Annotated in this window: 13 protein-coding genes; 8 read left to right on the top strand and 5 right to left on the bottom strand. The window is 63.5% G+C overall.

What is annotated here, in order from left to right; all coding sequences use genetic code 11:
* The 5 genes from rpsR to F7R26_RS11160 all read left to right on the top strand — a co-directional run bounded on the left by rpsR (position 1) and on the right by F7R26_RS11160 (position 4,272).
* Positions 1–279 (top strand): 30S ribosomal protein S18, encoded by a 279-nt coding sequence (rpsR, locus tag F7R26_RS11180; protein ID WP_006163606.1) that lies wholly within the window; start codon positions 1–3, stop codon positions 277–279.
* Positions 280–310: 31 nt separating this feature from the next.
* The gene (gene rplI / locus F7R26_RS11175) at positions 311–763 is read left to right on the top strand and encodes a 50S ribosomal protein L9 (protein ID WP_150983655.1); all 453 of its coding nucleotides are present in this window, start codon (positions 311–313) and stop codon (positions 761–763) included.
* Between the two features lie 255 nt (positions 764–1,018).
* Complete coding sequence (locus F7R26_RS11170) at positions 1,019–2,410, top strand: replicative DNA helicase (RefSeq protein ID WP_043347242.1); 1,392 nt, start codon at positions 1,019–1,021, stop codon at positions 2,408–2,410.
* A gap of 211 nt (positions 2,411–2,621) precedes the next feature.
* Positions 2,622–3,248: a DUF47 domain-containing protein gene (locus F7R26_RS11165; RefSeq protein ID WP_043347240.1), complete on the top strand. Its 627-nt coding sequence runs from the start codon at positions 2,622–2,624 to the stop codon at positions 3,246–3,248.
* A 13-nt stretch (positions 3,249–3,261) separates the two neighbouring features.
* Entirely contained in the window at positions 3,262–4,272 is a 1,011-nt protein-coding gene (locus F7R26_RS11160) for an inorganic phosphate transporter (protein ID WP_150983654.1), read from the top strand.
* Positions 4,273–4,369: 97 nt separating this feature from the next.
* On the opposite strand, the gene F7R26_RS11155 is transcribed toward F7R26_RS11160, so the two are convergent.
* The 5 genes from F7R26_RS11155 to F7R26_RS11135 all read right to left on the bottom strand — a co-directional run bounded on the left by F7R26_RS11155 (position 4,370) and on the right by F7R26_RS11135 (position 8,841).
* Entirely contained in the window at positions 4,370–5,050 is a 681-nt protein-coding gene (locus F7R26_RS11155) for a C40 family peptidase (RefSeq protein WP_416351282.1), read from the bottom strand.
* Positions 5,051–5,125: 75 nt separating this feature from the next.
* Entirely contained in the window at positions 5,126–5,548 is a 423-nt protein-coding gene (locus F7R26_RS11150; protein ID WP_150983652.1) for a hypothetical protein, read from the bottom strand.
* 209 nt (positions 5,549–5,757) lie between these two features.
* Positions 5,758–7,479, bottom strand: a complete 1,722-nt coding sequence (locus F7R26_RS11145) for a PhoH family protein (RefSeq protein ID WP_043347227.1) — start codon at positions 7,477–7,479, stop codon at positions 5,758–5,760.
* A 371-nt stretch (positions 7,480–7,850) separates the two neighbouring features.
* Positions 7,851–8,315, bottom strand: a complete 465-nt coding sequence (locus tag F7R26_RS11140; protein ID WP_150983651.1) for a peroxiredoxin — start codon at positions 8,313–8,315, stop codon at positions 7,851–7,853.
* Between the two features lie 145 nt (positions 8,316–8,460).
* The gene (locus F7R26_RS11135; RefSeq protein ID WP_150983650.1) at positions 8,461–8,841 is read right to left on the bottom strand and encodes an Mth938-like domain-containing protein; all 381 of its coding nucleotides are present in this window, start codon (positions 8,839–8,841) and stop codon (positions 8,461–8,463) included.
* A gap of 318 nt (positions 8,842–9,159) precedes the next feature.
* On the opposite strand from F7R26_RS11135, the gene F7R26_RS11130 reads away from it, so the two are divergent.
* Genes F7R26_RS11130 through thrC form a run of 3 tightly spaced genes read left to right on the top strand, consistent with a single transcriptional unit; the run spans position 9,160 to position 13,214 of the window.
* Positions 9,160–10,392 carry a pyridoxal phosphate-dependent aminotransferase gene (locus F7R26_RS11130; RefSeq protein ID WP_150983649.1) on the top strand — a complete coding sequence of 411 codons (1,233 nt, stop codon included), beginning with the start codon at positions 9,160–9,162 and terminating at the stop codon, positions 10,390–10,392.
* A gap of 54 nt (positions 10,393–10,446) precedes the next feature.
* Positions 10,447–11,757: a homoserine dehydrogenase gene (locus tag F7R26_RS11125; RefSeq protein WP_006161584.1), complete on the top strand. Its 1,311-nt coding sequence runs from the start codon at positions 10,447–10,449 to the stop codon at positions 11,755–11,757.
* A gap of 8 nt (positions 11,758–11,765) precedes the next feature.
* Positions 11,766–13,214: a threonine synthase gene (thrC, locus tag F7R26_RS11120; protein ID WP_150983648.1), complete on the top strand. Its 1,449-nt coding sequence runs from the start codon at positions 11,766–11,768 to the stop codon at positions 13,212–13,214.
* Positions 13,215–13,305 lie beyond the last annotated feature (91 nt).

The raw sequence follows: 13,305 nt of genomic DNA, 5'->3' as shown, positions 1-13,305 counted from the left end.
ATGGCATTCGTCAAACGTGACAACAAGAACAAGAAGCGCTTCCAACAGCAAAACCCGCTGTTCAAGCGCAAGCGCTTCTGCCGCTTCACCGTGGCTGGCGTGGAACAGATCGACTACAAGGATCTGGACACCCTGAAGGATTTCATCGGCGACAACGGCAAGATCACGCCGGCCCGCCTGACCGGCACCAAGGCGCACTATCAGCGTCAGCTCGACACGGCCATCAAGCGCGCGCGTTTCCTCGCGCTGATGCCCTACACCGACCTGCACAAGAACTGATCGGCCCTAGGTCCGTTAAGGAGAAAACACGATGCAAATTATTCTGCTTGAAAAAGTCATCAACCTGGGCAACCTGGGTGACATCGTTCGCGTGAAGGACGGCTACGCCCGTAACTTCCTGATCCCGAACAAGAAGGCCCGCCGCGCTACCCAGACCGCTATCAGCGAGTTCGAAGTCAAGCGCGCTGAACTGGAAAAGGCAGCCGCTGAAAAGCTGGCAGCTTCGCAAGCTGAAGGCGAAAAGCTGAATGGCCTGACCGTGCAGATCACCCAGAAGTCGGGTGTGGACGGCCGCCTGTTCGGTTCGGTGACCAATGCCGACATCGCTGAAGCCCTGGCTGGCCAAGGCTTCAAGGTCGAGAAGGCGCAAGTGCGCCTGCCGAATGGTCCGCTGAAGGTTGTTGGCGACCACCCGGTCAGCGTCTCGCTGCACACCGACGTGCTGGTCGACGTGACGGTTTCCGTCCTGGGCGAACACGCCTAAGCATCGGCCTTGCTGCCGGCGCCCACTTGTCCTTCGGGCTGGTGGGCGCCGGATGCCAGCGCCGCTTGCTTGACCAAACAAAAAGGCAGGAGCATCGCGCTCCTGCCTTTTTGTTTGGCCGCGCCCCTTGCTTGCCTGATCGCCCGATTGCTACGGGGCGGGGCCGGTTGTCCCGCCGTCACACGGCAGGATGCCCCAACGGCGGGCTGCGAATTCTCCGCCGGCTCGCTGGCGTCGACCGTTATAATCCCCCCTATGAACGCGCCTGTCGCAGACCCCCAACTAGACAATCTCAAGGTACCGCCGCATTCCATCGAGGCCGAGCAATCGGTGCTGGGTGGCCTGCTGCTGGACAATGCCGCCTGGGACCGTATCGCCGACTTCCTGAACGAAGCCGATTTCTATCGCTTCGATCACCGGATGATCTTCCAGAGCATCTCCCGGTTGATCGCTGCTACCAAGCCGGCTGACGTGATCACCGTCTACGAGTCGCTGCAAGGCGCAGGCAAGGCGGAAGAGGTGGGCGGCCTGGCCTATCTGAATTCCCTGGCGCAGAACACGCCCAGCGCGGCCAATATCCGCCGCTATGCGGAGATCGTGCGCGAGCGCTCGGTGCTGCGCAAGCTGGTGACCGTGGCCGACGATATCGCTACCGCGGCTTTCGCCCCGAAAGGGCGCGAGGTGCGGGAACTGCTCGACGAGGCGGAATCCAAGGTATTCGCCATCGCCGAGGAAGGCTCGCGCGGGCAGAAGGGGTTCCAGGAAATCCAGCCATTGCTGACCCAGGTGGTCGAGCGCATCGACGAGCTGTACCACCGTGACTCGAGCACCGACGTCACCGGCGTGCCTACCGGTTTTATTGACCTGGACCGCATGACCAGTGGCATGCAGGCCGGCGACCTGATCATCGTGGCGGGGCGCCCCTCCATGGGTAAGACCGCTTTCTCGCTGAATATCGGCGAGCACGTGGCGGTGGAGCAGGGCCTGCCGGTGGCCGTGTTCTCCATGGAAATGGCGGGCACGCAGCTGGCCATGCGTATGCTGGGCTCGGTCGGCCGGCTTGACCAGCACCGCCTGCGTACGGGCCGCCTGCTTGACGAAGACTGGCCGCGGCTCACGCACGCCATCCAGCGCATGAACGATGCGCAATTGTTCATCGACGAAACGCCGGCACTGAGCTCGATGGAGCTGCGCGCGCGTTCGCGCCGGCTGGCGCGCCAGTGCGGCCAGCTCGGGCTGATCGTCATCGACTACCTGCAGCTGATGTCGGGCTCGGGCGGCGGGGAAAACCGCGCCACCGAAATTTCGGAAATCTCGCGCTCGCTCAAGGGCCTGGCCAAGGAACTCAACTGCCCGGTGATTGCACTGTCCCAGCTGAACCGAAGCCTGGAACAGCGCCCGAACAAGCGCCCGGTGATGTCCGACTTGCGTGAATCCGGCGCTATCGAGCAGGATGCCGACGTGATCCTGTTTATTTACCGCGACGAGGTCTACAACCCCGATTCGCAGGACAAGGGCACGTCCGAGATCATCATCGGCAAGCAGCGTAACGGCCCAATTGGCACCGTGCGGCTGACGTTCCTGGGGCAGTTCACCAAGTTCGACAACTTCAGCGGTGGCCCCGCCTTCTTCGACAACGACAACTGAAGCCAGCCCTGGCGCGGCTTGCCGGGCCTCGTGGCCCGGTGGCCACAGTCGATTGTGCCTGCCGCGTGTCAAAGTCCCCCGGCATCGCCGCACAAACCTGTAAAATATTGCGTTTTGATGACAGCCGCCCTCGGGCGGCTGTCGTTTAATGCGTATCCGCCTGATTCAGTAACTACCCGCGGCGCCCCCGCGCTTCGACAAGGAACATTCCATGTTCGGCCGATTCATGCCCACTGAGGGCAAGTTCTTCGAATACTTCAACCAGCATGCCGATTGCGCGGTGACCGCCGCCCGCGAGCTGGAAGTGCTGGTCAACGACCTGCCCAATGCGGAGGCCCACGCTCGCCGCGTGCAGGCCACGGAAAAGAAAGCCGATCGCATCACGCATGACACGATCGACCTGCTGCACAAGACCTTCATCACGCCGCTGGACCGCGATGAGATCCACAAGCTCATCACCACCATGGACGACATCCTCGACCTGATGGAAGACGTGGCTGAAACCATCTCGCTGTACGACGTGACCAGCCTGACCGATGAGGCGCGCAAGCTGGCCTCCATCTGCGTGCAGTGTTGCGACCAGGTCAAGATCGCGGTCGGCCTGCTAGAGGACATGAGCAATGCCGGCGCCATCCTGAAGACGGCGCAGCAGATCGACCAGCTCGAGTCCGAGGCCGATCGCGTGATGCGCGCCGCCATGTCCAAGCTGTTCCGCGACGAAACGGACGTCAAGCGCCTGATCAAGCTGAAGGCGATCTACGAGCAGCTCGAAACCATTACCGACAAGTGCGAGGACGTCGCCAACATTCTCGAAGGCATCGTCCTGGAAAACGCCTGAGGCACAAATCGGCATGCAAACAATACAAATGAGCCTGTGGGTCATTGGCCTGCTGGTGGCTCTCGCCCTGCTGTTCGATTTCATGAACGGCTTTCACGATGCCGCCAACTCGATTGCCACGGTGGTGTCGACGGGCGTGCTCAAGCCGCACCACGCGGTGGCCATGGCGGCCATGTGCAACGTGGTGGCGATTTTCATCTTCCACCTGAAGGTGGCGGCAACCGTCGGCACTGGCACGATCGACGTCAACATCGTCGATCACTACGTGATCTTCGGTGCCCTGATGGGGGCCATTGCCTGGAACCTGATCACCTGGTACTACGGCATCCCCTCGTCGTCCTCGCACGCGCTGATCGGTGGCTTGGTCGGGGCTGCGGTGGCCAAGAGCGGCACCGGCGCACTGGTCGGCGGCGGTCTTCTCAAGACCGTGGCTTTTATCGTCATTTCGCCGCTGCTGGGCTTCCTGCTCGGCTCGCTGATGATGGTGATCGTGGCCTGGACATTCTTCCGCACGCCGCCGTCGCGGGTCGATCGCTGGTTCCGCAGGCTGCAACTGGTCTCGGCATCGCTGTACAGCCTGGGCCATGGCGGCAATGACGCGCAGAAGACTATCGGCATCATCTGGATGCTGCTGATCGCCAGCGGCCACGTGGCGCAGGGCGGTGCGGAGCCGCCGATCTGGGTCATTGTTTCCTGCTACGTGGCGATTGGCATGGGCACCATGTTTGGCGGCTGGCGCATCGTGCGTACCATGGGCCAGAAGATCACCAAGCTCAAGCCGGTAGGCGGCTTCTGCGCGGAGACAGGCGGCGCCATCACGTTGTTCATTGCCTCGGCGCTGGGCGTGCCGGTGTCGACCACCCATACCATCACCGGCGCCATCGTCGGCGTGGGCTCGGTGCAGAAGATGTCGGCGGTGCGCTGGGGCGTGGCCGGCAACATCGTCTGGGCCTGGGTGCTGACGATTCCCGCATCTGCCTTCATGGCCGCCATCGCATGGTGGATTGGCCGGCATATCCTCTAAGCCATCGGGCCATCGGATTCCCGCTCGACAAGCAAGCAAAAAGCCAGGCGCCATGCCTGGCTTTTTGCTTGTCGGGAAGGCCGGAGCCGATGGCTATCTATCGATTGGCGAAAGCGGCAATCGGATCGTCATCCACGGGGGCCGGGGGTACAACGGAAGGCGGCGGTGCTGCTGGTGCGGCCGGGGGCGCGGCCGATGCCGGCGCCTGGTTGATTCCCGATGCAACCCGTCGCGCGCCGTTGTAGCGGGAGGCCCAGTATGACTTGCTCATGTCTTCGAGCCGAACCGTGCCGCCGGTGGATGGCGCGTGGACAAAGCGGTTCTGCCCGACATAGATGCCGACATGCGAATTGGCCCGGCCGGTGGTATTGAAGAAAACCAGGTCACCCGAGGCCACCTGGCTGCGCTCCAGCGAGACGCCGCGCTCGCCCATGGCTTCGGTGGTGCGTGGCAGGTTGACGTTGGCGGCGCGTAGCACCACATAGCGGACCAGGCCGCTGCAGTCGAAGCCCGAGTCAGGCGTATTGCCGCCGTAGCGATAGGGCGTGCCAACCAGCGACATTGCCTGGATGGAGACTTCTTCCAGCCCGGCGCTGGGATCCACCATGGGGGTGCCTGTCGGGCGCGGCTGGCCGCTATAGCGCCCAGGCGGCGGTGTCGAAGCGCAGGCGGCGAGCAGCAATGCCGCCGAGCAAAGCAGGGGCAGGCGGGCGGTGTGGAAGATGTGGGCCAGGCTGGGCACACGTCTTCCGGCAGGGGCTTTCTGGCGCAGAGGCATCCTTCTTGGTCCGATCCCGGGCCAGGAGCCGTGGCGTGAAGGGTGCCGCCCGGCGAGGGTGCCTCCCCTGGCGCCTTACCAGCGCAATTGCGCGTTGTAGGTGCCCGTACTCACGTTGACCGACTTGGCCTGTCCCTTATAAGTCGCTTCGATATTGTAGCTGCCTTGCGGAGCCTTGATCAGGCACTTGGGCCCGGAAGCGGTAAAGCTGGCCACTTCGTGGCCTTCGCGCGTCATCTTGACGGCCACGTCGGCGAGGAATTCGCCGCGCTCGCCCTGGGTAAACAGCAGGCCCATGTTGAAGTTCTTTTGCTGCGCGGCCAGTTGCCGCTGTTCGTCCGCGGCAATGCCGCCGCAGACGTAGCTGACGGGTCCCATGGTGCGGATTACCATTTCGTCCGCGGCGAGCGCGGGACCCGCAAGCAACGAGGCCGCGGAAATTGCGACGCTGCTGGCCAGCGCGAGCCGCAGCGATGTGTGGTTCAGGTGGTTGTCCATCAATGTCTCCATCGATCCAACAAGCCGGGAGGGGCAAAAAAAGCGCCCGCCAGGCGCCGGCACGCAAGATGCCGAAATGGCGGGCGCTCCGGATGCTTTGATGCTAGGCCACGCCGGCAGGCAAATCTGCCGGTCGCGGTCCTACAAGGCATCCGACGGTGCCAGAGGTTGCGAACGCTTAGTCTTCAGCGATGATGCGCTCCCGCCCCTTAGAGGACATCCGCGGCATGGTCGGCCAGGCGCGAGCGTTCACCGCGCGCCAGCGTCACATGGCCACTGTGGCTCCAGCCCTTGAACCGGTCGACCACGTAGGTAAGGCCGGACGATCCTTCGGTCAGGTAAGGCGTGTCAATCTGCGCGATATTGCCCAGGCAGATGATCTTGGTGCCGGGGCCGGCACGCGTTACCAGCGTCTTCATCTGCTTGGGCGTCAGGTTCTGAGCCTCGTCGATGATGACGAACTTGTTGACGAAGGTGCGTCCGCGCATGAAGTTCATGCTCTTGACCTTGATGCGCGAGCGGATCAGTTCCTGGGTGGCCGCGCGACCCCACTCGCCGGCGCTGTCGTCGCTCTTTTGCAGCACTTCCAGGTTGTCGTCGAAGGCGCCCATCCAGGGCTGCATCTTTTCTTCCTCGGTGCCCGGCAGGAAGCCGATATCCTCGCCGACCGGCACGGTGGCGCGGGTGACGATGATCTCGTTGTAGAGCTTCTGGTCGAGCACCTGCTCCAGGCCCGCGGCAAGCGCCAGCAGTGTCTTGCCGGTACCGGCCTGGCCCAGCAGGGTGACGAAGTCGATCTCCGGATGCATCAGGAGGTTGAGCGCGAAGTTCTGCTCGCGGTTGCGGGCGGTCACGCTCCACACATTGTTCTTGTGGTGCGTGTAGTCCTTGAGCGTCTGCAGCAGCGCGGTCTTGCCGTTGATCTCCTTGACCTGGGCGTACAGCGGCAGGCTACCGTCGCTGGGTTCCAGGAAGACAAACTGGTTGACCAGGAAAGAGGGCACCAGCGGGCCTGTCAGACGATAGAACATCGCGCCGGACTTCGGGTCCTGCCAGCTTTCCACTCCCTTGCCATGCTTGGCCCAGAAGTCGTTGGGCAGCAGCATCACGCCCGAGTACAGCAGGTCCTTGTCCTCGAGGACCTGGTCGTTGAAGTAATCCTCGGCGGGCAGGCCGAGCGCGCGCGCCTTGATGCGCATGTTGATGTCTTTCGACACCAGCACGACCTGGCGCTCCGGGAACTGCTGCTGCAGTGCGCTGACCACGCCCAGGATCTGGTTGTCCGCCTTGCCCTGCGGCAGGCCGTCGGGCAGCTTGATCTCATTGAGCTTGGTCTGCAGGAACAGCTTGCCCTGCGCGTCGCGGTTGCCCAGCTTGGCGAGCGGCAAGCCGTCGTCGAGCACGCCGTCGGTGCCGCCCACCAGCGCATCGAGGGTGCGGCTGACGGTGCGGGCGTTGCGCGCGACTTCGCTCATGCCCTTCTTGTGGTTGTCCAGTTCCTCGAGCGTCATCATCGGCAGATAGACGTCGTGCTCTTCGAAGCGGAACAGAGAGGACGGGTCGTGCATCAACACATTGGTGTCCAACACGAACAGCTTGCTGGGGCCGGTGTGCTTCTGCATACGACGGTTGGTCGTGCCGGGGGCCTTGGCGGGAGCCTTGGGCACGGCGGCCAGCGATGGCACGGACTTCAGCGCGGACGGCGGCGCATCCTTGGTGCGCGCTCGTGTCGAACCGCTGGCACTGGCCACTACGGCCGGTGCATTTTCCGCTTTGCTAGTTCCGGTTTCCAGCAAGGCCACACGCTCTAGCGCCGGCACAGGTTTCTTACCCTGCGACGCTGATTTGGCCTTAGTCAGCTTGGTCACCGGGGCGAATTCGCTCGGGTCAAGCAATTGGGCAGGCTTGGCGGGCATGGTCGGCAGCGGCATGCTAGGCTTTCCTTTCAGGGGGAGAAGACGGCTGGAAAACAGCGCAGGACACTGGCGCGGCCGCATGGCGCCGCGTACTTGGGGATCGTGTCCTGTGCGTACAAAACACACAAACAAAAAAGCCGCCAACCTGGGTAGCAGGTTTGGCGGCTTTTTTTCGGACCGGAGACACGGCAGGTCCGCTACCGGCCTGTGGCAGGGTGCGCCTGGGCCGGGACGATGAAGCAGCGTGGCATCCGGATCTTGAACTCATTAAAGGTCAATGTATCCGAAGGTTTTCTCTTTTGCAATCGCTTGCCGAGAGGACTTTTGAAGGTGTTGCTGCGCCGCATGAAAGCGCCGGGCCGAATCGCCGTGGATCAAGCCCCGGATCAGAGTCCGCGCACGATTTCCAGCACCTCGTCGACGTGGTTGGGCACCTTGATGCCGCGCAGCGCATGGCGCAGGATGCCCTTGCCGTCGATGATGAAGGTGCTGCGCTCAATGCCGCGCACTTCCTTGCCATACATTTTCTTCATCTTGATGACATCGAACAGATGGCACACGGCTTCATCGCCATCGGAGATCAACTCGAAGGGCAGTTCCAGCTTGGCCTTGAAGTTCTCGTGTGACTTCAGGCTGTCGCGCGAGATGCCGAAGACCACCGTGCCCGCCTTGACGAAGTCGTCATGCTGGTCGCGGAAATTCATGGCTTCGGTGGTGCAGCCCGGGGTGTTGTCCTTGGGGTAGAAATACAGGACAACGGTCTTGCCACGCTGGGCGGCGAGGCTGAACGTGCCGCCGGTGGCGGGCGCGCTGAAATCGGGTACGGGCTGGCTGAGACTGGCTGTTGTCATTCTTATGGCTCCTGGGAGGGGCAGGAAGGAGGTGGCTGCGTGAGTGCGGCCACCATGGTGGCGGCAGATGGGGGCGGGGCGGCTAACTTCAAGCGCGGCGTATGCCCAACTTGCGAGAACCGGCCCCCAGGGCCGCCGGGCGGGCTCAGGCAGGCTCCTCCAGCAGCAGGATGGCTGCCACTTTTCGGCCTTCAGCCATCAGGATGTTATAGGTGCGGCAGGCGGCCTGCAGATCCATGGCGTCCACCCCGACATGCAGGCGCGCCAGTGAGGCGGTCAGCCGGGGATGCGGGAAGCGCAGGCGGCTGCCGGTGCCCAGCAGCACCACCTCGGGCGAGTGCGCCAGCAGGCCCTCGAAGTGCGCGGGTTCCAGGTCTTCGAAGCGTTGCACCGGCCAGGGCCGGATCTCGCCTTCGGGCATGACCAGCACGGATTGGGTGTGGCGCACCATATTGATTTCGATATAGCCCGGGCCGTACGACGTTACCGTGTTGAGGGCATTGGGCTGGTCAGCGTGGAGTTTCAAGGGCGAACCTTATCTGGCGCTGCCCTTCGCGGCGCGCGCGGCGACTCGGCCGGGGCAGCGCAGGGCGGGTTGAGAGCATTTTGGGGCAGGCGGGCCGGGCGGCTTTGCCGCGGCCCCGTGGTACCGGCGGCGTACGCTGCAATGCAAGAATCCCTGCCGAAGTCTGTCATAATCCGATAAATTATAGCTTTTGCCTCCCTGCCTGCCACGTTTTGCGTTGCAACGCAGCGCACAGGCTACCCGGGCCGCTCCATTTCCACCCAGATTCCCTAGATAGCCGCCGCTACCCGGCGGCGCTTGCCTCCTGCCAACATCGCCGTGAAACCGATCCAGAAATCCAACAAGCTCAACAATGTTTGCTATGACATCCGCGGCCCGGTGCTGGAGAAGGCCAAGCAGATGGAAGAGGAAGGCCACAAGATCATCAAGCTGAACATCGGCAACCTGGCTGTCTTCGGCTTCGATGCGCCGGAAGAGATCCAGCAGGACATGATGCGCAACCTGCCCAATTCAGCTGGCTACTCGGACTCCAAGGGCATCTTCGCCGCGCGCAAGGCGGTCATGCACTATACGCAGCAGAAGAATATCGAGGGCGTGGGCCTGGACGACATCTACGTCGGCAACGGTGCCTCCGAGCTGATCGTGATGTCCATGAATGCGCTGCTCAACAGCGGCGACGAAGTGCTGGTCCCGGCGCCGGACTATCCGTTGTGGACCGCGGCGGTGAGCCTGTCGGGCGGCACCCCGGTGCACTATGTGTGCGACGAGGCCAACGAGTGGATGCCCGATCTGGACGATATCCGCGCCAAGATCACGCCGAATACCAAGGCGATCGTCGTCATCAACCCGAACAACCCCACCGGCGCGCTGTATTCGGATGAGTTGCTCAAGTCCATCGTGACGATCGCGCGCGAACACGGCCTGATCATCTTTGCCGACGAGATCTACGACAAGGTGCTGTACGACGGCCATAGCCACACGTCCATCGCCGCGTTGTCGACCGATGTGCTGACCGTGACCTTCAACGGCCTGTCCAAGAACTACCGCTCGTGCGGCTACCGCGCCGGCTGGATGGTGGTGTCGGGCGACAAGCGGCCCGCACTGGACTATATCGAGGGGCTGAACATGCTGTCCTCGATGCGCCTGTGCGCCAACGTGCCGGCCCAGTGGGCCATCCAGACCGCGCTGGGCGGCTACCAGAGCATCAACGACCTGGTGGGCGAAGGCGGGCGCCTGCGCCGCCAGCGCGATCTTGCCCATGAGCTGATCACGCAGATCCCGGGTGTCACCTGTGTCAAGCCCAAGGCCGCGCTGTACCTGTTCCCCAAGCTCGACCTGTCCATGTACCCGATCCAGGACGACCAGGAGTTCATTTATGAGCTGCTGCAGGAGTCCAAGGTGCTGCTGGTGCAGGGCACTGGCTTCAACTGGGGCAAGCCCGACCATTTCCGTATCGTGTTCCTGCCCCATGAGGAAGACTTGCGCGAGGCCATCAGCCGCGTCGGGCGCTTCCTCGAGACCTACCGCAAACGCCACGGCCGCGCGGCCTGAACCGGCACGCTTGCGGCGCAATCCATTTTTCAGCAACTCAGAGTCAGATCGTCCATGAATCCCATCAAAGTAGGCCTGCTTGGCATCGGTACCGTCGGTAGCGGCACGTTCAATGTGCTGCAACGTAACCAGGAAGAAATCCGCCGCCGCGCCGGGCGCGGCATCGAGATTGCCATGGTGGCCGACCTCAACACCGAACGCGCCCGCGAGCTGACCGGTGGGCAGGTCGAGGTGGTGGCCGACGCCAACGAGGTCGTCACCCGCCCCGAGATCGACATCGTGATCGAGCTGATCGGCGGCTACGGCATCGCCCGCGAACTGGTGCTCAAGGCCATCGAGAACGGCAAGCACGTGGTCACCGCCAACAAGGCGCTGCTGGCAGTGCATGGCAACGAGATCTTCGAAGCCGCGCGCAAGAAGGGTGTGATCGTGGCCTTCGAAGCCGCGGTGGCTGGTGGCATCCCGATCATCAAGGCGCTGCGCGAAGGCCTGACCGCCAACCGCATCGAGTGGATCGCCGGCATCATCAACGGCACCACCAACTTCATCTTGTCGGAAATGCGCGACAAGGGCCTGGACTTCGACACCGTGCTCAAGCAAGCGCAAGCGCTGGGCTATGCCGAGGCTGATCCCACCTTCGATATCGAAGGCATCGATGCCGCGCACAAGATCACGTTGATGAGCTCGATCGCCTTTGGCATGCCGGTGCAGTTCGACAAGGCCTACGTGGAAGGCATCACCAAGCTGTCGGCCGTGGATATCCGCTACGCGGAAGAGCTGGGCTACCGCATCAAGCTGCTGGGCCTCACGCGCCGCCGCGAAAACGGCATCGAGCTGCGCGTGCACCCGACGCTGGTGCCGGCCAAGCGCCTGATCGCCAACGTGGAAGGCGCCATGAACGCCGTGCTGGTGCAAGGCGACGCCGTGGGCGCCACGCTGTACTACGGCAAGGGCGCCGGCGCCGAGCCAACCGCTTCGGCCGTGATCGCCGACCTGGTCGACGTGACCCGCCTGCACACTGCCGACCCCGAGCACCGCGTGCCGCACCTGGCGTTCCAGCCGGACGAACTGTCCAGCGTGCCGGTCCTGCCGATCGAGGAAGTCACCAGCTCGTACTACCTGCGCATGCGCGTGGCGGACGAGACCGGCGTGCTGGCCGACATCACACGCATCCTGGCCGACGCCGGCATCTCCATCGATGCCATGCTGCAGAAGGAGTCGCGTGAAGGCGAGCCGCAGACCGACATCATCATGCTCTCGCACCTCACGCTCGAGAAGCAGGTCAACGCCGCCATCGCCAAGATCGAGGCGCTGCCGACCGTGCTGTCCGCCGTCACGCGCCTGCGCATGGAAGAACTGAACTGAACGCACCGATGAAATACCTGTCGACGCGCGGCCATGAGATGCCGCAAACCTTCTCCGAGATCCTGCTGGGCGGCCTGGCCCCGGACGGCGGCCTGTACCTGCCCCGGGAGTACCCGCAGGTCACGGCCGACGAGCTGGAAGCCTGGCGCAAGCTGTCGTACGCCGATCTTGCCTTTGAAGTCCTGTCCCGCTTCTGCGACGACATCCCGGCCGAGGACCTGCGCGCCCTGACGCGCAAGACCTACACCGCCGAGGTGTACTGCAACGCCCGCCCCGGCGACAACACCGCCGACATCACCCCGCTGCGCACGCTGGGCGAAGAGGGCGGCACGCAGCTGCAGCTGCTGGGCCTGTCCAACGGCCCCACGCTGGCCTTCAAGGACATGGCCATGCAGCTGCTCGGCAACCTGTTCGAGTACGCGCTCGCGCGTGCCGGACAGGAGCTGAACATCCTGGGCGCTACCTCCGGCGATACCGGCAGCGCGGCGGAATACGCCATGCGCGGCAAGCGTGGCATTCGTGTCTTCATGCTCAGCCCGCACCGCAAGATGAGCGCGTTCCAGACCGCGCAGATGTTCAGCCTGCAGGACCCGAACATCTTCAACCTGGCGGTGGAAGGGGTGTTCGACGACTGCCAGGACATTGTCAAGGCAGTCTCCAACGACCTCGGCTACAAGGCTCGCCAGAAGATCGGCACGGTCAACTCGATCAACTGGGCGCGCGTGGTGGCCCAGGTGGTGTACTACTTCAAGGGTTGGCTGCTCGCTACCGACGGCCCGGGCCAGAAGGTCTCGTTCTGCGTGCCGTCGGGCAACTTCGGCAACGTCTGCGCCGGCCATATCGCCCGCATGATGGGCCTGCCGATCGACAAGCTGGTGGTTGCCACCAACGAGAACGATGTGCTCGACGAGTTCTTCCGCACCGGTACCTACCGCGTGCGCAAGTCGGCCGAGACGTATCACACCTCCAGTCCGAGCATGGACATCTCGAAGGCGTCGAACTTCGAGCGCTTTGTCTTCGACCTGCTGGGCCGCGATGGCGACAAGCTGGCCAAGATGTTCCGCGAGGACGTCGACACCAAGGGCGGCTTTGATCTGTCCGGCACGCCGGAATTCGAGCGCATCCGCGCCTTCGGCTTTGTCTCGGGCCGCAGCACGCACGAAGATCGCCTCGCCACCATCCGCGACCTGTCCGAGCGCTACGGCATCACCATCGACACCCACACCGCCGATGGCATCAAGGTAGCGCGCGAGCATCTCACGCCCGGCGTGCCGATGCTGGTACTGGAGACCGCGCTGCCGGCCAAGTTCGCCGACACCATCCGCGAGGCGCTTGGCCATGAGCCGGAGCGTCCGGCAGCCTTCGAAGGCATCGAAAACCTGCCGCAGCGCTTCGAGGTGATGCCGGCGGATGCCGACCGGATCAAGGCTTACATCGCCGGCCACACCGGCCTGTAAGCCCCGGCCGCTGCCGGCGGTGTTCCTGCCGGCAGCGCGCCAACTCGCTACAATCAGACTTGCCGAGCAGAAATCGCACGGCCCTCGCATT

Origin of the sequence: Cupriavidus basilensis (assembly GCF_008801925.2) — a bacterium.
Taxonomy (GTDB): domain Bacteria; phylum Pseudomonadota; class Gammaproteobacteria; order Burkholderiales; family Burkholderiaceae; genus Cupriavidus; species Cupriavidus basilensis.
The sequence above is the reverse complement of the archived record's forward strand: the minus strand, read 5'-3'. Positions and strand labels throughout refer to the sequence as shown.